Genomic DNA, 22,458 nt, shown 5'->3' with positions numbered 1-22,458 from the left:
CTCACGTTTTCGCCTCCCGTTTTCCACTCTACGGCACGCAGACGTAAAAAAGCCGCTTCGATTCGAAGCGGCTTTTTCTTTTCCTGCCTGGCGCGGCGGGCGCTTCAGGCGGATGCGGTCAGCCCCGTCAGATCGCGCATGAAACGGTCGCGCCACACCGAGACGTTGTTCTCGCGCAGTTGCACCATCATGTCGTTGTAGCGCGCGAGCCGTTCCGCGAGCGGCATCGCCAGCGCCGTGGCCAGCGCATCGGCCATGCCGTCGATGTCGAGCGGATTGACGATCAGCGCGCCCGACAACTCCTGCGCCGCCCCCGCGAAACGCGAGAGCACCAGCACGCCCGGGTTCTCCGGATCCTGCGCGGACACGTACTCCTTCGCTACCAGGTTCATGCCGTCGCGCAGCGGCGTGACATAGCCCACGTGCGAGGCGCGGAACAGCGCCGCCAGCACCGCCCGCTCGTACTGGCGATGGATGTACCAGATCGGCGTCCAGTCGAGTTCGGCGAAGCGGCCGTTGATGCGGCCCGACTCCGCTTCCAGCCGCAGGCGGATGTCCTGGTAGGCATGCAGATCGGCGCGCGTGGGCGGCGCGATCTGCACGAAGGAGACCTTGTTGCGTTGCGCGGTCGAATGCTCAAGCAGGCGTTCGAAGGCGCGAAAACGCTCGACCAGACCCTTCGAGTAATCGAGCCGGTCCACGCTCATGATGACCTTGCGGCCATGCAGCGTGGACTTGAGCGTGCGCACCGGCTTGCCGCGCTCGCCGGCCTTGGCCAGTTCCGCGACTTCGTCGGGATAGACGCCGATCGGATAGTCGTTCGCGTACAGCGTCTTGCCGAAAGCGCTGATGCGCGTGCGCCCGTCCTCGCATTTTTCGACCGTACCGCCCGCCTCGTTGACGATGTAATCGCAGAATGCGCGCACGTCCGGCTTGGTCTGGAAACCGAGCAGGTCGAACGAACACAGCGCATCCACCAGTTCGCGATGCGGCGGCACCGCCAGCAACACCTGCGAAGCCGGAAACGGAATGTGCAGGAAGAAGCCGATGCGGTTCTTCACGCCCGCCGCGCGCAGCGCCTGGGCGAACGGAATCAGGTGATAGTCGTGGACCCAGATGACGTCGTCGTCCTGCAGCAGCGGCACGAGTTGCTGCGCGAGCCACGCATTCACGCGGCAATAGCCTTCGTATTCGTGGCGGTCGTACTGGAGCAGATCGGCGCGATAGTGGAACGCGGGCCACAGCGTGGCGTTCGAAAAACCGCGGTAGTACTGGTCGTAATCGCGGCGCAGCAGGCCGATGGTCGCAAAGGTGACCGGGCCGCGCTCTTCGAGCTGGATCTGCGGCTGGCCCGAGGAGAGCACGTCGCCGCTCCAGCCGAACCACATGCCGCCGGTTTCCTTGAGCGCGTCGTACACGCCGACCGCGAGACCGCCGGCGGCCGGGCCGCCTTCGGAGATCGGCGCGACCCGGTTCGACACGATGATGAGTCGGCTCATGAGTTACAGGTTCCGTGCTGGGGTGAAACAGAGCGTGCCCGTGCCGGCAGTGCGGTCACGGGCGCGAAAATCGGGGTTGCGGCCAGACGTGCCGCCTGAAGTGCCGCCTGAAGTGCCGCCAGAAGTGCCACCATCAGGCGCGCAGCGACGCAAGCCATGCAAGCAGTGCCTGGACCGAATCGACACGCGTTTTCGCAATGGTCTCACCGCCGCCGACCTTGATCGACAGGCCGCCCATTTCGTTGACCACGGCGAAGCCTTTTTCGTCGGTGAGATCGTCGCCGGCAAATACCGGCGTGCGGCCCGCGAAAGGCGGCTCGTTCAGGAAAGCGCGCAGCGCGCGGCCCTTGTCGACGTCCTTCGGCTTGATCTCGTAGACCATCTTGCCGGGCTGCAGCACGTAGGCCGCGGCAAATTCGGCGGCGAGCTTCTCAGTGGCCGCGCGTGCGGTCGCTTCGTGCTCCGGCGCGTTGCGGTAGTGCAGCGCGAGCGCGGCGCCCTTGATCTCCAGCAGCATGCCGGGATGGGTGCGCACCACTTCCGCGAGCACCTGCTCCATGTGCAGCAAACGCTCGTCGTTGAAGCCAACTCGTTGGGTGTCGCCATTGGCGTCGCGGCGTTCCGCGCCATGCAGGCCCGCGATCGGCAGATCCGGCATGCCGAGAAAAGTGTCGATACTGTCGATGCCGCGTCCCGAGACGATTGCCACCGCGCCGTGCGTCGCGCGCCGCAGCGCAGCGAGCAACGCCAGCATGTCGGGCTGCACCAGCACGCCGTCGGGCGTGGGCGCCAGGTCGACGAGCGTGCCGTCGAAATCGAAGAAAAACGCCGTCCTGTCGAACGGCAATTCAACCGGAAGGTCTTGCGAAGGATGGTGCGGAGGTTGTTGCATCGCGTTCGTTTCGTCCCTCGGCGCACAGGCCGGGTAAGCGTCCGGCGGGTTGATGCCTGCCGGGCAAAGTGAGCGCATCTTACCGCGCATCACTTCAATTTTCGAGAAAACGGGCCTCACAGGCCGCTTTGAGCCGTGTTTCGGGCGATTTGGCGGCGTTTTCGACGCCAATGTTCCAGCATGGCATCGCTACGCGCCGTGGCACGAAACCCGGCCATAACAGCCTGCCTGCGACCGCGAACTGTCAATTTTGCTACAGTCCATCGACATGCCGCAGCCAGCCGCCCCTGCGCAGAACCCCAATCGAGCCGCCGAGACACTCTTGCATTCCGCCTTCGCTGTGTTGCCCGCCCTGCGTTTGATTCGTCTGGTACGCCGCACGGGTGCTGGCGTGGCGCTTGCGGGTTCCCTGCTCCTTGCCGCCTGCTCGCAGCCTGGCGCGCCCTGGCAGCTTACGAACGTCAGCGGCCATCTCCCCGATCTGGACTTCGCGCTCACCGCCGACAACGGCCAGCCCATGAGCGCCAGGGATCTGCGCGGCGAGACCACGCTGGTCTATTTCGGCTACACGCATTGCCCGGATGTCTGTCCTGAAACGATGGCGCGCCTGATGCAGGTGCTAGCAAAACTCGGCCCCGACGCGCAGCACGTCCGCATTCTGTTCATCAGCGTCGATCCGGCGCGCGACACCCCTGCGGCGCTGCATGCCTACGTGGACGCGTTCGATGCGCAGCACGCACTCGGGCTCACGGGCAGCGACGCGCAGGTGGAATCGCTGGCCAGGCGCTATCGCGTGGCCTATCAGATGGAAAAGCGCGACCCGGACGGCAGCTACGAAGTCACGCATAGCTCGGCGGTCTACGTGTTCGATGCGCAGGGCCGCGCGCGCCTGCTCGCCACCGACAAGGATACGCCCGACGCCATCGCGCACGACGTGCGCCGCGTGATCGACGCTCCGGCCTGATCGCCCCACTGCCACAGGAATTGCCACAGGAACTGCCATGTCGATGAAACTGAAACCCTTCGCAGTCACGTTCGCCCTCGCCTGCACATTGGCTGCGTGGATGCACCCAGCGCAGGCGGCGGGCGCGGCGCTCAGCACGCAGAACGCGTGGGTGCGCTGGTTGCCGAACGACCTGCCAGCCGCGGGCTACGTCACGATCCGCAACGATAGCGACCAGAATGTCGACCTCGTCGATGTATCGAGCGACGACTACGGCATGGCGATGCTGCATCAGACCGTGTCGAACGGATCGACGCAACAGATGGTGCTGGTGCACAAGGCGACCGTTCCCGCGCACGGCACGCTCGCAATCGCACCCGGCGGATATCACCTGATGCTCGAACATGCGAAGCACAAGGTCGCGCCAGGCGACACCGTGCACATCAAGCTGAAGTTCTCGGACGGCGCGACGCTCGATACACCGTTCGCGGTCAAGCCACCGTCGCAGCAGTGAATGTCGAGACGAAACCCGCGAAGAACCCGAGATGATCCCGAGATAACCCCGCGATGAACCCGCTCTACTGGCTCGATCCCTGGGAACCGTCGCCGACGGTCGTCATCGCTATTGCCGTGGCGGCGATACTTTTCGCGCGCGGCAAACGTCATGCGCGGGTCTCGCTGGCCCGGCAGATTTCGTTCTGGTTCGGACTCGGCGCGCTCTACGTCGCGCTGCATACGCGGCTCGATTACTTCTTCGAGCACGAGTTCTTCATGCACCGCGCGCAGCACCTCGTGCTGCATCACCTCGGTCCGTTCTTTATCGCGCTCGCCTATCCGGGCGCGGCGTTGCGCGCCGGCATCCCGTTCGCGTGGCGGCAGCGCTTCGTGCGGCCCGCGCTTGCCGCACGGCCAGTGCGCATCGTGCTCGATATCGTCATGCATCCGGTGGTGGCCGTGACGCTATTCGTGGGGCTGATCTACTTCTGGCTGCTCTCGCCGATCCATTTCATCGCGATGCTCGACTGGCGGCTCTATCGCGTCATGAACTGGAGCATGGTGATCGACGGGCTGCTGTTCTGGTGGCTCGTGCTCGATCCGCGGCCTGCGCCGCCCGCGCGCCTTGCGCCCGGCAAGCGCGTGCTGGTGGTGATCGCTGCGATCCCGCCGCAGATCATTCTGGGCGCGTTCATCTTTTTCACGCCGCGCGAGCTTTATCCGGTCTATTCGATCTGCGGACGCGCCTTCACCTGGCTCTCGCCCATGCGCGACCAGCAGATCGGCGGGCTCTTGCTGTGGATTCCGGGGTCGATGATGAGCGTGATCGGCGCGCTGATCGCGCTGCGCCACTGGATGCGGCTATCGGCGCGCGGACGCCTCAAACGCGAGCGGCCCGCACGCGCGCCGCATGGCGCTTCGGGGGCCGCGCAGCACGGTTGAGACGCGTTATTCCGATCGCATCCAGACGTGCGGGATGCCGTCTTCGTCGTGGATATCCGAGACCGGCTTGAAGCCGAACGCACCGTAGAACTTCTGAAGATGCGCCTGGGCATGCAGGCGCATCGGTACGCCGGGCCACTGCTGGGCGATGTGGCCGATTGCGCGTTCGAGCAGGCCATTGCCAAGCTTGATGCCGCGAAACGCCGGCGATGTCACCACGCGGCCGATGCGCACATCGGCATCGTTCGCATCGGGCAAGAGCACGCGCAGATAGCCCGCCAGCTTGCGCACGCCATCGCGCTCGCCCCAGGCGAACAGATGCCACGCGTCGGCATCGAGACCGTCGATATCGCCATACACGCAGTTCTGCTCCACCACGAACACGGCCGAGCGCAGTTCGAGCATGGCGTAGACATCATGTGCGTTGAGGGCGTCGAAGGCGCTCCACTGCCAGTCGAGTTGCGCCGTCGGCAAAGCGGGCGAAGTAGCGGAAGGCACGGCGGTGGACTGCGCAGTCATTTGATATCCGTCAAAGCTTGCTGAAAGGCTGATTATGCCTTGCAGCGTGGAGCGCTTGAACCCCGCCGAACGGCTACAGCGTGCATCACTTGCGCCGACGCGACGTTTCGAACTTGCGCCAATACTGGAACGGCTCTTCGTGCAGATCGATATCAAGCTCGACGATGCGGGCCTGCATGCGCTCCTGCGCCTCGGCAATCGCGCGGTTGTACACGGCCGGCCCAATCTCTTCGAGAAAGAAAGCCAGCAAGCCGCCCGCCGCGATGTTGCCGATCGGCTTTTCCATGTTGGCTTCGAAGTAGCGCTGGATCGAGGCGATCGCAGCCGTGCGTTCGTCTTCGGGAAGTTCGATGGGCATGAGGAGCGTCCGGAGGAGGAGGGTCCGGATATTGTGCCTGCAAGCACGACGCGTGGAACCCGCGAGGCATGGCAGCACAATCCGCCGCGGAAAAAAGAAAAGCCACCCGAAGGTGGCTTTTCTTGTCTTACCTGGAGGCGCGAGCCGGAGTCGAACCGGCCTAAACGGCTTTGCAGGCCGCTGCATAACCGCTTTGCTATCGCGCCAGAAGCGGGCTGTTTGATGCGAACGCTTTCAGCGTCGCCAAACAAAAGGGGAAGCACTGCTTCCCCTTTCTAAATGGAGCGGGAGACGAGGCTCGAACTCGCGACCTCAACCTTGGCAAGGTTGCGCTCTACCAACTGAGCTACTCCCGCATAACCTACCGTACTGCTTGTACTGCCTGGCGCCTCGTTTCACACTTTCGTAAAACGCTGCACCTTAATATGGAGCGGGAGACGAGGCTCGAACTCGCGACCTCAACCTTGGCAAGGTTGCGCTCTACCAACTGAGCTACTCCCGCATATTTACTGCCGTACTTCTTTACTGCTTCACCGTTGATTTGCCACTTATCTTCGGCTATCTCCACCGCATCTGCTTCGTTTGCTGCTTGTCGTGCAGCGGAGAAGTGAGATTATGTATAAGCCGCTGAATCCTGTCAACACCTTCGTGCGAACTTTTTGAAAAAAGATTCGCCAGGGCTTCGCGGCGGCCTTCACGCAACCGCCTGAAAGCCCCGTCCATCAAGGCTTAGAGGCTGCCCCGCTCGCGAATCTGCGGCCACGCGAGCTTCATGTAGTAAAGCATCGACCAGATCGTCAGCACGGCTGCCACGTAGATCAGCCACGTGCCCCACACCCGCGAATCGAACAAGGTCACGCCGCCGATCGTCAACGGCGCGTAGAACAGCAGCATCGGGATCGCCACCATCTGGCACGCGGTCTTGAACTTGCCGAGCTGGTTCACCGCCACGCTCTTCGATGCGCCGATCTGCGCCATCCATTCACGCAGCGCCGAAATCGCGATCTCGCGGCCCACGATTACCAGTGCGATCACGGCGTCGAGCCGTTGCAGATGCACCAGCACGAGCAACGCTGCGGTCACCATGAGCTTGTCGGCGACCGGATCGAGAAACGCGCCGAACGACGAGGTCTGATTCCATTTGCGCGCGAGAAAACCGTCGAACCAGTCGGTGAGCGCCGCCAGCACGAAGATCAGCATCGCCGAGCTGTTCTGTTGCATCGGGCTCAGCATTGTCTGCGGCAGATAGAACACGCCAACCACGAGCGGAATCAGCACGATCCGCAGCCACGTCAGGAGAATCGGGATATTGAACGGCATCGGGTGGCGCAGTCTGTCAGGGGGAGATTGCAATTATGGGAGATGCAATTGTGCCGCTTCGCTGCACCTGCCACAAGCAAACGTAAGGCGGCGAGCCTCACGCAGGCGTGGCAGGGCGCGGGCGTCAATGCAGTTGCTGGTAGATCTGCTCGGCGAGCGCGCGCGAAATGCCTTCGACGCTCGCCAGATCCTCGACGCTTGCGGCCATCACGCCGCGCAGACCGCCGAAGCGCGCGAGCAGGCGCTGACGCCGCTTCGCCCCCACGCCTTCGAGCTCTTCCAGGCGCGAGGTCTGTCGCGTCTTGCCGCGCTTGGCGCGCATGCCCGTGATCGCGAAACGGTGCGCCTCGTCGCGAACCTGCGCGACCAGCATCAGCGCCGCACTCTCCTTGCCGAGTTCGAGCGGCGCGCGGCCATCGGCGAAAACGAGCGTTTCGAGGCCGACCTTGCGCCCCTCGCCCTTCGCCACGCCCACCAGCATCGCAGGGTCGAGTCCCAGTTCGTCGAAGACCTGCCGCGCGATTTCGACCTGCCCTTTGCCGCCGTCGATCAGCACGATATTGGGCAGCAAGCCGCCCGCGGCGACCGGCTCCGCGCCATCGGGCGAAGCGCTCGCATCGGTGGGATCGCTCGATTCGGTCTGCAGCGTCTGCGCCTCATCGGCTTCGTTGCGCGCCGATTGCGCGACCATCTTTTCGTAGCGGCGCGTGAGCACCTGGCGCATGGCGGCGTAATCGTCGCCGCCCGTGATGCCGGTGATGTTGTAGCGCCGGTACTCGCTCGACTGCATCTTGTGGTGGTGATAGACCACGCACGACGCCTGGGTCGCCTCGCCCATCGTGTGGCTGATGTCGAAGCACTCGATGCGCAGGTGCGCCAGGTCGTCGAGTTCGAGCCCGAGCAGTTGCGCGAGCGTGCGCGTGCGCGCCTGCTGCGAGCCTTGTTCGGACAGCAGCCGCGCCAGCGCAAGCCGCGCATTCTGCTCGGCCATCGCGAGCCACGCGCGTTTTTGCCCCTGCGGCTGGCGCAGCACCGCGACCTTATGGCCGGCCTGCTCCGACAGCACGTCCACAAGCTCGCGGTTCGCGGGCGGGTGGCTCACCACCAGCACCGGCGGCACGCGATTGCCGAAGTAATGCTGCGCGATGAAAGCGTCGAGCACTTCGGATTCGATGCCGCCTGTACGCGATCGGCGCGTGGATGGCTTCGGCGCGGTAGCTGCCTCGATTTCGGCGTCTTGAGCATCCAGCGCGTCGCCCTCCTCACCGGCTTCGTCTTCAAGATCGGCAGCGATGGCGAGCGGATCGGGCTGCTCGGCCGCGTCTTCAGCTTCATTCGCTTCTTCCGCCTGCGCGTGCGCCGCCGCGCCTTCCACCAGCGCCTTGCGCGCCAGCGAGGGCAATGACTTCAGCGCCGCCGCCGCGACCACTGTTTCGTCGGCGATTTCCTCGGCCACGCCGCCTTCTTCATCCGTCAGTGCGCGTTCGACATGCGCCGGGAAGTAAGCTTTGTCGCCCAGATGCCGCCCGCCGCGCACCATCGCGAGATTCACGCAGACGCGCCCGCCCAGCGCCACCACAGCGAGGATATCGACATCGCTTTCGCTTCCGGTCTCGATCGCCTGCTGATGCAGCACGGTCGAGAGCGAACTCATCTGGTTGCGCACCGACGCGGCCTGCTCGAACTTCAGCTCGGCGGCGAACGCGTGCATCTTGGTTTCCAGCTCCTTCATCACCTCGCCCTGACGGCCGAGCAGGAAGCGCGAGGCATTGCTCACGTCGCGCGCATAGTCTTCCTGGCTGATCGCACCCACGCACGGCGCGGTGCAGCGTGCGATCTGATGGAGCAGGCAAGGCCGCGTGCGGTTGTTGAACACCGAATCTTCGCAGGTGCGCAACTGGAACACGCGCTGCAGGATCTGGATGCTCTCGCGCACCGCGTAGGCGCTCGGGAACGGGCCGAAGTACTGGTTATTGCGATCGACCGCGCCACGGTAATACGCCATGCGCGGAAACGTGTGGCCGGTGAGCTTGAGAAACGGATAGGACTTGTCGTCGCGAAACAGGATGTTGTAACGCGGCGCGAGCGCCTTGATGAGGTTGTTTTCGAGCAGCAGCGCCTCGGCTTCCGAGCGCGTCACCGTGGTCTCGATGCGCGCGATGCGCGTGACCATCATGGCGATGCGCGGCGAAAGCTGCGTCTTGGTGAAATAGCTTGAGACGCGCTTTTTCAGATCGCGCGCCTTGCCCACGTAGAGCACCGCGTTCTGCGCATCGTAATAGCGATAGACGCCGGGCAGATGCGGCAACTGCGCAAGCACCTCTTTCGGGTCGAAAACGTTGGGTGCGTCGGGTTCGGTGGAAGCGGTCATCCAGTGGGGCTATGTGAGGCTTGATGAGGCAAGCCGGCCGCCTTCGCGACGCCGTCATGCCGGTGTCCTAGAATCGCAAGTTTAGATCATTCCGTGCGGCCCCGAATCCGCTTGCCTGGCGTGCCCACTGGCACCTGGCGATGCTGGAGCCGATGCCGCCGTCGCCGCTTTCCGCGCCCTTGCGCTCACTTGCCACCATGCCCCACGACTCACGCCCCACCCAACCCGCCGACGCAGCCTCGACGCGCATCGCCTGCGACCTGTTCTGCGCCGTGATCGACAATTTCGGCGATATCGGCGTGTGCTGGCGTCTCGCGCGCCAGCTCGCGCACGAGCACGACTGGGAGGTGCGCCTCTTCGTCGACGATCTCGCGTCTTTCCAGCGGCTGTGTCCCACGCTCGATCCGCAGCGCGCGACGCAGAGCATCGACGGCGTCGTGATCGAGCACTGGCACGAGCCCACGCATGCGGGTGAGACGCTACAGATCGCCGATGTTGTGATCGAGGCGTTCGCCTGCGAACTGCCGCCGATCTACGTCGCCGCGATGGCGCAGCGCGAGCGCAAGCCGGTGTGGTTCAACCTCGAATATCTGAGCGCCGAAGACTGGGTGGCCGACTTCCACCTGCGCCCCTCGCCGCACCCGCGCTACCCGCTGCTCAAGCACTTCTTCTTCCCCGGACTCGGCAAGGGGACGGGCGGCGTGCTCAAGGAGCGCGATCTGGACGGCGCGCGCGCGGCGTTCGAAGCCTCGCCGCAGGCGCGCGATGCCTGGTGGCAAAGCGTCACGGGCGGGCCGCCGCCCGCGCCCGAAGCCATCGTGATCTCGCTGTTCGCCTACGAAAGCCCCGCCGTGGACGCGCTGCTCGAACAATGGCGCGACAGCCCGACGCCCATCGTCCTGCTGGTGCCGCAAGGCCGTATCTCCGGGGCGCTGGCGCGCTTTTTCGGCGTCGAATCGTTCGGTGCGGGCATGCGCGCCGAGCGCGGCGCGCTGACCGCGCACGGACTCGCCTTCACGGAGCAACCCGGCTACGACGCCCTGCTCTGGGCCAGCGACCTGAACTTCGTGCGCGGCGAAGACTCGTTCGTGCGCGCGCAATGGGCCGCGCGCCCGTTCGTCTGGCACATCTATCCCCAGGGCGACGACGCCCATCTGCCCAAGCTCGACGCCGCGCTCGAACACTACGCCAGCACGCTCGACGAAGCGCCCCGGCGCGCGCTCGAACAGTTCTGGCACGCATGGAACGGCAACTGCGCGCCAGACGGCCATCCGGCGGCCGATATCCGCGCGAACTGGAACGATTTCTCCCGACATCTGCCCGCCTACAAGGCGCGTGCGCAGGCGTGGGCACATGAATTGGCGCAGGCCGGCGATCTCGGTGGAAATCTAGCCGAATTCGCAAAAAGTCAGTTAAAATAAGCGGTTACCCGACGGCAGCCGTCTCAAGCGCTTCGATCCACGCCGTGGCTCCGCCCGGAACGGGAAACGCGAATCGCTTGCGACGTTTGCCGTCGCGCACACTCGAAGCTATTTAATCTGGACAGGACAGTTTTTTTATGAAGACCGCACAGGAACTCCGCGTCGGCAACGTCGTCATGATCGGCAACGACGCCATGGTCGTGCAGAAGGCCGAGTACAACAAGTCGGGCCGTAACTCGGCTGTCGTGAAGATGAAGTTCAAGAACCTGCTGACCGGCGCAGGCATGGAAACCGTCTACAAGGCCGACGACAAGTTCGACGTCGTGGTTCTGGAGCGCAAGGAAGTGACGTACTCGTACTTCGCTGACCCGATGTACGTGTTCATGGACGCCGACTACAACCAGTACGAAGTCGAAGGCGAGATGATGGGCGACGCCCTCAACTACCTCGAAGACGGCATGGCTTGCGAAGTCGTGTTCTACAACGAGAAGGCCATCTCGGTCGAACTGCCGACGGTCCTCGTGCGCGAAATCATCTACACGGAACCGGCAGTCAAGGGCGACACGTCGTCGGGCAAGGTCCTCAAGACCGCCAAGCTGCAAACCGGCTTCGAACTGCAAGTGCCGCTGTTCTGCAACATCGGCGACAAGATCGAAATCGACACGCGTACCAACGAGTACCGCAGCCGCGCCTGAGGCTCCGGCAACACCCTGGCGGCGCGTCATGCGCCGCACGGCTGTGAGTAAGCAGCCGAAACGCGAATTTCCATGCGTGGCGGATGCAATCGTAAAAGCGCCCCTCGGGGCGCTTTTTCTTTTTTTCCCGAGCGTGTATGTTTGTGACTGCATGGGAAAACCTTACCGGTTTAGCAGTCGCTTAAAATTACCGCATGTTGCAGCAGCAAGGCCAGGCGCTCATGGCATGGTTTCTGCTGGTTTTCTTTTGAGATAGCGCGCGAGCGCGACCTTCCATCGAAACCAGGAGAAACACGATGAACAATGACATCGCGGCAGGCAAGTGGAAGCAGATGATCGGCAAGGCCAAGGCGGCATGGGGCGAGTTGACGGACGACGAGCTGACCAAGGCCGAAGGACGCGCCGATCGCCTCGCAGGCCTGATCCAGGAGCGCTACGGCAAGACGCGTGACGAAGCGGAACAGGAAGTGAAGCGCTGGTTCGATGCGCATCGGCCGTTCGACGAATGATCGAGCCGGCAGATCGGGCACATTGGGCTGGCGTGGTAACGACTGGCAAGCCAGTCGCAATCGACTGACAAAGCAGACTAACAAAGCAGGTAACCAGGTCGGTCTGCGGCAATCCGCACTCGCATGAGCGGTGCGGTTGCCGACGGACCTTCAGCATGGGGGTAGTACGGCCCGAACGTCGCATCGCGCGATGGGCAGGGTCTGCGCGCAAGCAAGGCGCGACTGGTGGGCGGGCGAATGACGTCAAACCGGATCGTTGAGTTCGACTAGTGACTCAGGCGATTCGAAGAAATCCGCAGCCAGCGCAGTCTGCAACGTGCCAATCTGGGGAGGACCGGAACTGAACAATCTGACTCGAGACACGCAGGTGATCTCGGTGACTAATTCCGTATCGTGCCGCGCCCTGTCGCGCCGCTACGTCGCGTCTGTCGCACAGTTGAGCGACAAGGCGTGCACGGGCGCGTCGGTCCGGCCGCTTTGCGCCTCGCTTCTCGCCCCGCTTCTAGTCCCGCTTTTCGTCCATCGGTAAGCCGATTCCGCCATGCCACACGCCCTGATTGTCGAAGACGATCCTAATAGCCTGTCAGGCCTCTCCGCCATCCTGGCCGCCGACGGTTTCTCCGTCGACACCGCCGCCACTCTGGCCGACGCACGCGCCGCACTCGGACGCTTCATCCCCGATGTTGTGCTCGTCGACCTGAACCTGCCCGATGGCGGCGGCCTCGAACTGTTGCCCCACCTGCCCGCCCAGCCGCCCGGCGGCGCGCTGCCCGTGATCGTGATGACTGGCAACGCGACGGTCGAAAGCGCGATCGAAGGCCTGCGCCACGGCATCTGGGACTATCTGCTCAAGCCCGTCAACATTCCGCGTCTGCGCAGCCTGCTCGCGCGCATTCCACGCCCGTACGAGCTGACCGAAGAGGTCCGCACGCTGCGCGAAAACCTGCGCCTGCTCGGCCGCTTCGGCCCGATGCTCGGACGCAGCAGCGCGATCCAGCATGTCTACGACGCGATCGAGCAACTCGCGCCCACCGAATCGGCGATCCTCGTACACGGCGAACCCGGCACCGGCAAGGAAGTCGCGGCACGCACGCTGCATCAGCTGAGCCGTCGTCGTAAGGGACCGTTCGTGGTGTGCGACGCGCGTTCGGTGGCCGCCGAAGCCGCCAGCGGCCGCCCGCTCGCCAGCATCCTGTTCGGCCATGAGCGCGGCGCGTTCAATGGCGCGGAACAGCGCGAGCCGGGTCTGGTCGATCAGGCAAGCGGCGGCACGCTGTTCATCGATGAACTCACCGAACTGCCGCGCCAGCAGCAGGAAGCGCTGTTGCGCGCGCTCGACTCGCAGACTTTCATGCGCGTGGGCGGCAGCAGCGAAGTGGGCACCGATTTCCGCCTCATCGCGGCCACGCGGGCCGTGCCGCGCGACGCCGTCCAGCAAGGCATGCTGCACGAAGATCTGTGGCTGCGTCTGGACGCGGCGGCGTTGCAACTGCCGCCGCTGCGCGAGCGCGAGGAAGACGCCGCGCTGCTGGCCGCCGCCTGCGTCGACGAACTGAATCTGGAAGCGCATACGCGTGGCCTGACGGGCACCACGCGGCTTGTCGCGCCCTCCTTCGTGCGCGAGTGTCTGGCGTACGACTGGCCCGGCAATGTGCGCGAGCTTCAGGAACGCGTGAAGCGCGCCTGGCATGCCTCGGGCGACGTGCTCGAAACGCTGCAGGCCGAGGAAAGCAGCGGCGCATCGAGTCGCGATTCGAATGGCGGCCGCGTGCAGGTGCAGGTGGGCACACCGCTCGCCGATGTCGAGGAAATGCTGATCCGCGCCACGCTCGACGCGGTGGGCGGCACGCGCCATCGTGCGGCGTCGCTGCTCGGCATCAGTCCGAAGACGCTCTACAACAAGCTGCAGCGGATGCGCCTGAACTGAACGCAGCGGAAACAAAAACGGCGGCCCTTCGTGATCGAAATGATCGAAGGCGCCGCCGTTAGTTTTTCAGCGTGACGCTTGCGCGCCACCGCATCCGCTTAGCTCACTTAAGGCATCACGCTGCGCAACAGCGACTGAGCCGACAGATACGCCGGATCGGCCACCAGCTTGTCCCAGCTCAGCGCCTTGCCGCGACCTTGCAGCTTCTTGATGCGTTTGGCCGATGCCTTGCGCTCGCGCGACGGCTCCTCGGTGCGCAGCGCGTCGAGCACCTTTTCCGCTTCGTGCGGCTGGTTGCAGATCAGCACCATGTCGCAGCCCGCCTCCAGCGCGGCGCGCGCGCCTTCGGTCAGCGTGCCGCCCTGGCGCGCCGCTTCCATCGACAGATCGTCGCTGAAAATCGCGCCCGTGAAACGCAGGCGATCGCGCAGGATCTCCTGCACCCAGATGCGCGAGAAGCCGGCCGGTTTGGCATCGACCTTCGGATAGATCACGTGACCGGGCATCGCCGCCGCGAGCGACAGGCCGAGCCAGTCGTAAGGCTGCGCATCTTCACCGAGGATCGATTCGAGCGGACGCTCATCCACCGGCACCGCAACGTGCGAATCGGCGGTCGCGAAACCATGTCCCGGGAAATGCTTGCCGCAGTTCGCCATGCCCGCGAGCGCGAGACCGTGGTTCAGGCTCTTGGCGAGCATCGTGACGACGCGCGGATCGCGATGGAACGCGCGGTCGCCGACCACCTTCGACTGGCCGTAGCCCAGATCGAGCACCGGCGTAAACGACAGGTCGATGCCGCAGGCGCGCAGCTCGGCCGCCAGAATGTAGCCCACCGCGGTCGCCAGCTTGGTGGCGAGCAGCACGTCCTTGTCCCACAACGCGCCGAGGCGTCCCATCGCGGGCAGCACCGTGAAGCCATCGGTGCGAAAACGCTGCACGCGGCCGCCTTCGTGGTCCACGGCGATCAGCAGATCGTCGCGCACCGCGCGGATCGCATCGGTCAGCGCAACGAGCTGCGCGCGGTTTTCATAGTGGCGCGCGAACAGGATCACGCCGCCGGTGGAGGGATGCGCGAGGCGGCGCACGTCGTCATCGTTGAGCGTCGTGCCGACCACGTCGAGCATGACCGGTCCGGGAATTCGTTTCATCGATATTTGGACTTTGAGGGCCGTGTCCGGCCAGTTTGAGACCGCGCGCCACGCCTTCGGCGGGCACGCGCGGTGAAGTGGATTAGCGCTGCGGCTGGTCGGTCTCGGCGATCACGAAGGAGACGGCATAGTCGCGCTCGTCGGTGATCGTCACCTGCGTGGTGATGCCGCGCTCCTCCAGCCAGAGCGCGAGTTCGCCCGAGGCCACCATGTAGGGCTTGCCGCCGGGCGCGTTGAGCGTCTGCACGGCGCGCCAGGTCATCGGCATATGGATGCCCAGGCCGATTGCCTTCGAGAAGGCTTCCTTCGCGGAAAAGCGCGTGCACAGATAGGCCAGGCCGCGCACTTCCGAGCGCGCCTTGCGCGCATGGTAGACCTTGAGCTCGTCGGGGCCGAGGATGCGCTCGGCAAAACGTCCGCCGGTGCGCTCCATCGTCGCCGCCACGCGGCTGATCTGGATGATGTCGGTGCCGATACCGTAGATCGCCATGCGTTCCCTCGTCTTGCGTCGTGGTTCGTTGTGCAGGTGGGCGAACTCAGCCGCGCGTAGCCGCGAGGCGCGCCGCCACCATGATCGCCTTCATCTCGCGCACGGCGTTTTCCCAGCCCGCGAAGATCGCATGCGCGACCACGGCGTGGCCGATGTTGAGTTCGTGAATGCCTTCGATGGCGGCGATCTGCTGCACGTTGGTGTAGTGCAGGCCGTGGCCCGCGTTGACCTTGATGCCCAGCGCCACGCCGCAGTTCACGCCCTCCACCACGCGCTCGTATTCGCGCTGCTGTTCGGCGGCTTCGTGCGCTTCGGCGTAACGGCCCGTGTGCAGTTCGATCACCGGCGCGCCGGCTTCGTGTGCGGCGCGGATCTGCGTTTCGTCGGCGTCGATGAACAGCGACACGCGGATGCCCGCATCGGCCAGCTGGCGGCAGGCGGCCTTGACCGCTTCGAACTGCCCCGCCACGTCGAGGCCGCCTTCGGTCGTCAGCTCCGCGCGCTTTTCAGGCACGAGGCAAACATCATGCGGCTTGATCTCGCAGGCGATGTCGAGCATTTCGGCCGTCACCGCGCATTCGAGGTTCATGCGCGTCTTGAGCAGCGGGCGCAGCTTGCGCACGTCGGCATCGACGATGTGACGGCGGTCCTCGCGCAGATGCAGCGTGATGGCATCGGCGCCCGCTTCTTCGGCGAGCAGCGCCGCGCGGATCGGATCGGGATAGGTCGTGCCGCGCGCGTTGCGCAGCGTGGCGACGTGGTCGATGTTGATGCCGAGGTCGATCACGTTGGGCGAAGTCAGGAAGAAGCTCATAGGTTCTGCAGGTCGATCAGGATCTGGCGCGTCGCGAGCGGCGTGCCGCCAAGGTAAGTGTTCAGCAGGAAACGCATCAGCGCCTTGCTTTGCGCGACGGTCTGGGGTCGATGGTAATCGTCCTCTTCCATATCGAGCAATGTCTGGCCCGACAGCACCGGCCAGTGCGAGGGCCATTCGTCGGACGCCTCGCGCACGCCGCGTTCGGGATCGAACACATAGCGGCCCTCGGCCACCACGGTCCGGCGATTGACGGTGCGGTTGAGCGCCAGCGCGTAGCCGGTGTCGCGCAGCAGCACGCGCTCGAACGAACGCAGCACCTGCACGGGCGGCAGATCGTGCGCGAGGCGCGTGAGCGTGACGACGTAATGATTGAAGAGCGCCGGATGCGGGTCTTCGCGGGCGAGAAACTTCACCAGCAGCTCGTTGACGTAGAAGCCGCACAGCAGCGCGTCGCCCGCGAGCGGCAACATGCCGCCCACCCATTCCGCCCCGGTCAGCGTGCGCACTTCGTTCTTGCCAGTCCAGTTCAGCGTGAGCGGCTGGAAGGTCTGCAGCACGCCGCGCAAGGCCGAATGCGGGCGCTTGGCGCCCTTCGCGACCAGCGCGACGCGGCCGTGATCGCGCGAGAGCACGTCGATGATGAGACTGGTTTCGCGGTAGGGATAGCTGTGCAGCACGAAGGCAGGCTGCTCGGACACGCGATAGTCCGATGCCGTGCTGCGGGAAGCGCGCGGCAGTTGCGGGCGTGCGGTGGTTTTGCGCGCGGTACGAGCATCCGGACGGCGTTCGAGCGTGGCGTCGGCGCCTTCGCTGATGTCGCGCTCGCTCGAAGCCGGCGAGCGCGAGCGGCGGCTGCGCGTGCCGCTGGTGCTGCTGGTTCCGCTTGTTTTGCCCGTACTGGCACCCCGCGCGCGCGTTGAGCCGCCGCCGGGCGATTCGAAATCGTCCTCGGCGGCATCGGCGGCGCCCGCGTCGGGCGCGGACCAGTCATCGTTCAGGGTTCCGGCTTCGCCGTCACTCATGCCCGCTCACTCGCACCTTGAAATGGCTGTCGCTGGATAGCTGAAGCTGGGATACGTCCAGAGCCGCAGGGCCAGACGTTACTCGTAGCCGTAGGCGCGCAGGCCGGCTTCGTTGTCGGCCCAGCCGCTCTTCACCTTCACGAAGGTTTCGAGATACACGGGACCGTCAAAGAGCTTCTCCATGTCCAGACGCGCTTCGGTGCTGATCTGCTTGAGCTTGGCGCCCTTCTGGCCGATCACCATGGCCTTCTGCGTGTCGCGCTCGACGAGGATCGTCGCGAAGATGCGGCGCAGACGCCCTTCCTGCTCGAACTTGTCGATGATCACGGTGCTGGTGTACGGCAGTTCGTCGCCGGTCCAGCGGAACACTTTCTCGCGCAGGATTTCGGCGGCGAGAAAACGTTCGCTGCGATCGGTCAGGTCGTCTTCGCCGTAGATCGGCTCGCCTTCGGGCAGATACGGCTTGAGCGTCTCCAGCAGGCGCTTGATATCGTCGGTGTTCTTGGCCGACAGCGGCACGATCTCGCGGAAATCGCGCAGCTTCTGCACTTCCTGGATAAACGGATAGAGCGTGGCCTTGTCCTTCACCACGTCGATCTTGTTGGCGATCAGGATCGTCGGCGCGTTCGGCGGAATCAGATCCAGCACGCGCTGGTCGTCCGGGCCGAACTTGCCGGCTTCGATCACGAACAGCACGGCATCGACGGAACTCAGCGTCGACGTCACCGCGCGGTTCAGCGAGCGATTGAGCGCCGTGCTGTGGCGCGTCTGGAAGCCCGGCGTATCGACGAAGATGTACTGCGCGTCGTCGGTCGTGTTGATGCCGGTGATGCGGTGGCGCGTGGTCTGCGCCTTGCGCGACGTAATGCTGATCTTCTGGCCGACGAGCGCGTTCATCAGCGTGGATTTGCCGACGTTCGGACGGCCGACGATCGCGACCATGCCGCAGCGGAAGCCGGCAGGAGTGGTAGTAGGTGCGTTCATGATCGGACCAGGAAAATAAAGCGGGGCGCGCAGTGTTCGCGCGCCCGGGTGGAATCAGTGGCCGGCATCGGCCGCGCGCACGGGCACGGCCGCGCCGATGTCGGCGCTGGTTTCGGCGGTGCCGGACGACGTCTTGTCGTCCTGGACGCCATGTTGCGTCTCACGATTGCGCGAAACACGCGGTGCGATCGAAGCGGCCGAGGGCACGGCGTCGAAGCGGTCGGGCTTATCGGCGCCCTTCTCCGCCGTCTTTTCAACAGCTTTGTCCTGCACGTGCGCCGCACGGATCACGGCGAGCGGCGCGGCTTCCGCGCCCGCAGCCGCTGCGGCAGCCGCCGCCACGGTGGTCGGACGTTCGCCGCGCGCACGACGCTCCGGCGCACGCAGATCGAGTGCGCCCTGCACGCCCGTTACACCCGGCACGACTTCAAGCTCGGCCTTGGGAGCGCGCGCGCCCTTCGAACGGCGCGGCTTGGCGACCAGCGCGGGCGCGGCCGCCATCACCTCGTCGAGCGCCTTCTTCGCGGCGGCCTGTTCGGCCGCGCGACGGCTCGCGCCCGAACCCGACACCTTCACGTCGAGCTTGGGCACGGTGCATTCGACTTCGAACTGCTGATTGTGCGCCGCACCATGCGTCGCCACCACCGTGTAGGTGGGCAGCGCAATCTTGTGGCCTTGCAGGTACTCCTGCAGCAGCGTCTTGGAATCCTTGCCGAGCGTGCGCGGGTCGATGTGATCGAGGATCGGCACGTAGAGGCGCTTGATGACCGTCTGGGCGGCGTCGAAACCGCCGTCGAGGAAGATCGCGCCGAAGATGGCCTCAAGCGCGTCAGCCAGGATGGACGGACGGCGGAAGCCGCCGCTGCGCAGTTCGCCTTCGCCCAGACGCAGGCCATCGGCAATATTCAGGGCCTGAGCAATCTCGTAAAGCGACTGCTGCTTGACCAGATTCGCGCGCACGCGCGAGAGATCGCCTTCGTCCAGCTTGCCAAAACGTTGGAACAATAGGGCCGCCACCGCGCAATTCAGAACCGAATCACCGAGGAATTCGAGGCGTTCGTTATGCGTGGCACTGTGACTGCGGTGGGTGAGAGCCTGGCGCAACAATTCCGCATTGCGAAATTCGTAGCGCAGCCGGCTTTCCAACGGAGATTGGGGCATGGGGAGAGTATAACGCGCCCGCCGCCCCCAGCGAAAACGCGGGGCGGCGGGCGAAAAACCGTGAAGAAGCGGCGTTGCCGCGGGTTCTTCAAGTAGCGCGCGAAGATGCGTGGCGCGTATCGATCGAACTATGCATCAATCGTTACGCGCACATCGCACGATGCGCGTTACTGGAACGAACCGATGCGCTTCAGGCTGCTGAAGTTCATCCAGATGAAGAAGGCGCGGCCGACGATATTGGCGTCGGGCACGAAGCCCCAGTAGCGGCTGTCCGCGCTGTTGTCGCGGTTGTCGCCCATCATGAAGTAATGGCCGGCCGGCACCTTGCAGATCACACCGCGTGCGTTGTACTGGCAGTTGTCGCGATACGGATAGTCATCCGCGCCGACGACGAACGGCGGCACCGCCGGGTTGTTCAGGATGTTGTTCTTGCGGCCATTGCCGAGATCTTCCGTGAACTGCTTCGCGTAACCGATGCGCTCTTCGTCGAAGTAATCGGCTTGCGGCGTTTCAGGCACCGGCTGGCCGTTGATCGTGAGCTGCTTGTCCTGATACGCCACCACGTCGCCCGGCAGGCCGATCACACGCTTGATGTAGTCGACCGACTCGTCCTTCGGATAGCGGAACACCACCACGTCGCCACGTTCGAGCGGACGGCCCTGGGTGATCTTCGTGTTGGTGATCGGCAGGCGAATGCCGTAGTCGAACTTGTTCACGAGGATGAAGTCGCCCACCAGCAGCGTGGGCACCATCGAACCCGAGGGAATCTTGAACGGCTCCACCACGAACGAGCGCACGAGGAACACGACCAGGATGACCGGGAAGAAGCTCGCCGTGTACTCCAGCCACCACGGCTGGCGCAGCTTTTCGTTACGCAGGTTCTGACGCGTAACCGGCGCATTTTCGTCGGCGAAACGCTCGCCCACGCGTTGCTGCTGCCGGTCGAACTCGGCAACGGCCGCATCGGCGGCGAGGCGCCGGCGCGGCATGAAAACCAGCTTGTCTGCAACCCACGCGATGCCCGTCAAGATGACGAGCACAAAAAGGATCAGCGCAAAATTCATGTAGTGGTCCGTTGTTCGGCTTATTTGCGGGCTTATTTATCTTCGACGCGCAGAATCGCAAGGAAAGCTTCCTGCGGGATTTCCACGGAGCCAACCTGCTTCATCCGCTTCTTGCCTGCCTTCTGCTTTTCGAGGAGCTTCTTCTTACGCGAGATGTCGCCGCCATAACACTTGGCCAGCACGTTCTTGCGCAGCGCCTTGATGTTCTCACGCGCGATGATGTGCGCGCCAATCGCGGCCTGAATTGCCACGTCGTACATCTGGCGCGGAATGATCTCGCGCATTTTCGCGGCCACTTCGCGGCCGCGATACAGCGACTGCGAACGGTGCACGATGATGGACAGCGCATCGACCTTTTCGCTGTTGATCAGCATGTCGACCTTCACGACGTCCGCGCTGCGATACTCCTTGAACTCGTAGTCCATCGACGCATAGCCGCGCGACACCGACTTCAGGCGATCGAAGAAGTCGAGCACGATTTCCGCCATCGGGATTTCGTACGTGAGCTGCACCTGACGGCCGTGGTACTGCATGTTGATCTGATTGCCGCGCTTCTGCGTACAGAGCGTGATCACCGAACCCACATAGTCCTGCGGCATGTACAGGTTGACCGTGACGATCGGCTCGCGAATTTCCGCGATGCGCGACGGCTCCGGCATCTTCGCCGGGTTTTCGACCTTGATCAGCGTGCCGTCGGCCTGCACGACTTCGTACACCACGGTCGGCGCCGTGGTGATGAGGTCCATGTCGAACTCGCGTTCGAGACGCTCCTGCACGATTTCCATGTGCAGCAGGCCCAGGAAGCCGCAGCGGAAGCCGAAACCCAGCGCCTGCGACACTTCCGGCTCGTACTGGAGCGAGGCGTCGTTGAGCTTGAGCTTTTCGAGCGATTCGCGCAGCGCGTCGTACTGGTTCGCCTCGACCGGATAAAGACCCGCGAACACCTGCGGCTTCACTTCCTTGAAGCCCGGCAGCGGTTCCGGCGCCGCACGGTTCACGATCGTGACGGTATCGCCCACCTTGGTGGCGGCGAGTTCCTTGATGCCCGCGATGATGAAGCCCACCTGGCCCGCCGACAGCGATTCCAGGTTGCGCGACTTCGGCGCGAACACGCCGACGTGCTCGACCGGATACTGCGCGCCGGTGGCCATCAGCTTGATCTTGTCCTTCGGACGCAGCGTGCCGTTGACGATACGCACGAGCATGACCACGCCGACGTAGTTGTCGAACCACGAGTCGATGATCAGCGCCTGCAACGGTGCTTCCGGATCGCCCTTGGGCGGCGGCACATTGGCGATGATCGATTCGAGCACATCTTCCACGCCGAGGCCGGTCTTCGCGCTGCAGCGCGTGGCGTCGGTCGCGTCGATGCCGATCACGTCCTCGATTTCCTCGATGGCGTTTTCGGGGTTGGCGGCGGGCAGGTCGATCTTGTTGAGAACCGGCACCACTTCGACGCCGAGTTCGATCGCCGTGTAGCAGTTCGCCACGGTCTGCGCTTCCACGCCCTGACTGGCGTCGACGACGAGCAGCGCGCCTTCGCACGCCGACAGCGAGCGGCTGACTTCGTAGGAGAAGTCGACGTGGCCCGGCGTGTCGATCAGGTTCAGGTTGTAGACCTTGCCGTCACGTCCCTTGTACGTGAGGGCTGCGGTCTGCGCCTTGATCGTGATGCCGCGCTCGCGCTCGAGATCCATCGAGTCGAGCACCTGCGCTTCCATTTCGCGGTCGGACAAGCCGCCGCACAGCTGGATGATGCGATCGGCGAGCGTCGACTTGCCATGGTCGATGTGCGCAATGATCGAGAAGTTACGAATATGATCCATTCAGTGCCGATCAAGCGAAAAAGGCGCGCCCCAACGATAGCTGGGCACGCCTCGT

The 22,458-nt window shown here is 64.4% G+C and carries 21 protein-coding genes and 3 tRNA genes; 7 read left to right on the top strand and 17 right to left on the bottom strand.

Annotation, left to right across the window (positions count from 1 at the left end):
- Positions 1-104: 104 nt before the first annotated feature.
- Both otsA and otsB read right to left on the bottom strand, forming a co-directional pair.
- Positions 105-1,499: an alpha,alpha-trehalose-phosphate synthase (UDP-forming) gene (gene otsA, locus F3J17_RS13795; RefSeq protein ID WP_167059076.1), complete on the bottom strand. Its 1,395-nt coding sequence runs from the start codon at positions 1,497-1,499 to the stop codon at positions 105-107.
- A 133-nt stretch (positions 1,500-1,632) separates the two neighbouring features.
- Entirely contained in the window at positions 1,633-2,391 is a 759-nt protein-coding gene (gene otsB, locus F3J17_RS13790; RefSeq protein ID WP_167059073.1) for a trehalose-phosphatase, read from the bottom strand.
- A 322-nt stretch (positions 2,392-2,713) separates the two neighbouring features.
- On the opposite strand from otsB, the gene F3J17_RS13785 reads away from it, so the two are divergent.
- The 3 genes from F3J17_RS13785 to F3J17_RS13775 are packed head-to-tail and all read left to right on the top strand — an operon-like array spanning position 2,714 to position 4,771.
- A complete protein-coding gene (locus F3J17_RS13785; RefSeq protein WP_240160970.1) occupies positions 2,714-3,355 on the top strand; it encodes an SCO family protein in 642 nt (213 codons plus the stop codon).
- 37 nt (positions 3,356-3,392) lie between these two features.
- On the top strand, positions 3,393-3,848 hold the full coding sequence (locus tag F3J17_RS13780; protein ID WP_167059056.1) for a copper chaperone PCu(A)C: 456 nt from the start codon (positions 3,393-3,395) through the stop codon (positions 3,846-3,848).
- 53 nt (positions 3,849-3,901) lie between these two features.
- Positions 3,902-4,771 carry a cytochrome c oxidase assembly protein gene (locus tag F3J17_RS13775; protein WP_167059053.1) on the top strand — a complete coding sequence of 290 codons (870 nt, stop codon included), beginning with the start codon at positions 3,902-3,904 and terminating at the stop codon, positions 4,769-4,771.
- A 6-nt stretch (positions 4,772-4,777) separates the two neighbouring features.
- Here F3J17_RS13775 and F3J17_RS13770 read toward each other — a convergent pair whose 3' ends face one another.
- From F3J17_RS13770 to uvrC, 7 genes are all read right to left on the bottom strand, one after another.
- Complete coding sequence (locus F3J17_RS13770) at positions 4,778-5,290, bottom strand: GNAT family N-acetyltransferase (protein WP_167059051.1); 513 nt, start codon at positions 5,288-5,290, stop codon at positions 4,778-4,780.
- 85 nt (positions 5,291-5,375) lie between these two features.
- Entirely contained in the window at positions 5,376-5,648 is a 273-nt protein-coding gene (locus F3J17_RS13765) for a DUF2164 domain-containing protein (RefSeq protein WP_167059048.1), read from the bottom strand.
- A gap of 132 nt (positions 5,649-5,780) precedes the next feature.
- Positions 5,781-5,854, bottom strand: a tRNA-Cys gene (locus F3J17_RS13760).
- A 74-nt stretch (positions 5,855-5,928) separates the two neighbouring features.
- A tRNA-Gly gene (locus tag F3J17_RS13755) sits at positions 5,929-6,004 on the bottom strand.
- 70 nt (positions 6,005-6,074) lie between these two features.
- Positions 6,075-6,150: transfer RNA gene (locus F3J17_RS13750), tRNA-Gly, on the bottom strand.
- Between the two features lie 227 nt (positions 6,151-6,377).
- Complete coding sequence (gene pgsA / locus F3J17_RS13745; RefSeq protein WP_167059046.1) at positions 6,378-6,968, bottom strand: CDP-diacylglycerol--glycerol-3-phosphate 3-phosphatidyltransferase; 591 nt, start codon at positions 6,966-6,968, stop codon at positions 6,378-6,380.
- 124 nt (positions 6,969-7,092) lie between these two features.
- Positions 7,093-9,339, bottom strand: coding sequence for an excinuclease ABC subunit UvrC (gene uvrC / locus F3J17_RS13740; RefSeq protein ID WP_167059043.1), 2,247 nt, complete (start codon positions 9,337-9,339; stop codon positions 7,093-7,095).
- Positions 9,340-9,536: 197 nt separating this feature from the next.
- Here uvrC and earP point away from each other — a divergent pair, with 197 nt between their 5' ends.
- The 4 genes from earP to F3J17_RS13720 all read left to right on the top strand — a co-directional run bounded on the left by earP (position 9,537) and on the right by F3J17_RS13720 (position 13,891).
- Entirely contained in the window at positions 9,537-10,760 is a 1,224-nt protein-coding gene (gene earP, locus F3J17_RS13735; RefSeq protein WP_167059708.1) for an elongation factor P maturation arginine rhamnosyltransferase EarP, read from the top strand.
- A gap of 137 nt (positions 10,761-10,897) precedes the next feature.
- Complete coding sequence (efp, locus tag F3J17_RS13730) at positions 10,898-11,455, top strand: elongation factor P (protein ID WP_167059040.1); 558 nt, start codon at positions 10,898-10,900, stop codon at positions 11,453-11,455.
- A gap of 296 nt (positions 11,456-11,751) precedes the next feature.
- Positions 11,752-11,964, top strand: a complete 213-nt coding sequence (locus F3J17_RS13725) for a CsbD family protein (RefSeq protein ID WP_167059037.1) — start codon at positions 11,752-11,754, stop codon at positions 11,962-11,964.
- Between the two features lie 541 nt (positions 11,965-12,505).
- Positions 12,506-13,891: a sigma-54 dependent transcriptional regulator gene (locus tag F3J17_RS13720; RefSeq protein ID WP_167059034.1), complete on the top strand. Its 1,386-nt coding sequence runs from the start codon at positions 12,506-12,508 to the stop codon at positions 13,889-13,891.
- 107 nt (positions 13,892-13,998) lie between these two features.
- Here the strand turns inward: F3J17_RS13720 and nagZ are convergent, their stop codons facing one another.
- The 8 genes from nagZ to lepA all read right to left on the bottom strand — a co-directional run bounded on the left by nagZ (position 13,999) and on the right by lepA (position 22,403).
- On the bottom strand, positions 13,999-15,039 hold the full coding sequence (gene nagZ, locus F3J17_RS13715) for a beta-N-acetylhexosaminidase (protein WP_167059031.1): 1,041 nt from the start codon (positions 15,037-15,039) through the stop codon (positions 13,999-14,001).
- 82 nt (positions 15,040-15,121) lie between these two features.
- On the bottom strand, positions 15,122-15,529 hold the full coding sequence (gene acpS / locus F3J17_RS13710; protein WP_167059029.1) for a holo-ACP synthase: 408 nt from the start codon (positions 15,527-15,529) through the stop codon (positions 15,122-15,124).
- 46 nt (positions 15,530-15,575) lie between these two features.
- Entirely contained in the window at positions 15,576-16,343 is a 768-nt protein-coding gene (gene pdxJ, locus F3J17_RS13705; RefSeq protein WP_167059026.1) for a pyridoxine 5'-phosphate synthase, read from the bottom strand.
- Positions 16,340-17,368, bottom strand: a complete 1,029-nt coding sequence (gene recO / locus F3J17_RS13700; protein ID WP_240160969.1) for a DNA repair protein RecO — start codon at positions 17,366-17,368, stop codon at positions 16,340-16,342. The genes pdxJ and recO overlap by 4 nt, the downstream gene beginning before the upstream one ends.
- Positions 17,369-17,446: 78 nt before the next feature.
- Positions 17,447-18,352: a GTPase Era gene (gene era / locus F3J17_RS13695; protein ID WP_205194783.1), complete on the bottom strand. Its 906-nt coding sequence runs from the start codon at positions 18,350-18,352 to the stop codon at positions 17,447-17,449.
- A 54-nt stretch (positions 18,353-18,406) separates the two neighbouring features.
- Positions 18,407-19,513 carry a ribonuclease III gene (gene rnc, locus F3J17_RS13690; RefSeq protein WP_167059023.1) on the bottom strand — a complete coding sequence of 369 codons (1,107 nt, stop codon included), beginning with the start codon at positions 19,511-19,513 and terminating at the stop codon, positions 18,407-18,409.
- Between the two features lie 167 nt (positions 19,514-19,680).
- Complete coding sequence (gene lepB, locus F3J17_RS13685) at positions 19,681-20,577, bottom strand: signal peptidase I (RefSeq protein WP_167059020.1); 897 nt, start codon at positions 20,575-20,577, stop codon at positions 19,681-19,683.
- 32 nt (positions 20,578-20,609) lie between these two features.
- The gene (lepA, locus tag F3J17_RS13680; RefSeq protein ID WP_167059018.1) at positions 20,610-22,403 is read right to left on the bottom strand and encodes a translation elongation factor 4; all 1,794 of its coding nucleotides are present in this window, start codon (positions 22,401-22,403) and stop codon (positions 20,610-20,612) included.
- Between the last annotated feature and the right edge of the window lie 55 nt (positions 22,404-22,458).

It is taken from the genome of Burkholderia sp. Ax-1719 (assembly GCF_011753055.1).
Classification (GTDB): Bacteria; Pseudomonadota; Gammaproteobacteria; order Burkholderiales; family Burkholderiaceae; genus Paraburkholderia.
Note: the sequence above shows the minus strand (reverse complement) of the source record. Positions and strands in the feature narration are given on the sequence as shown.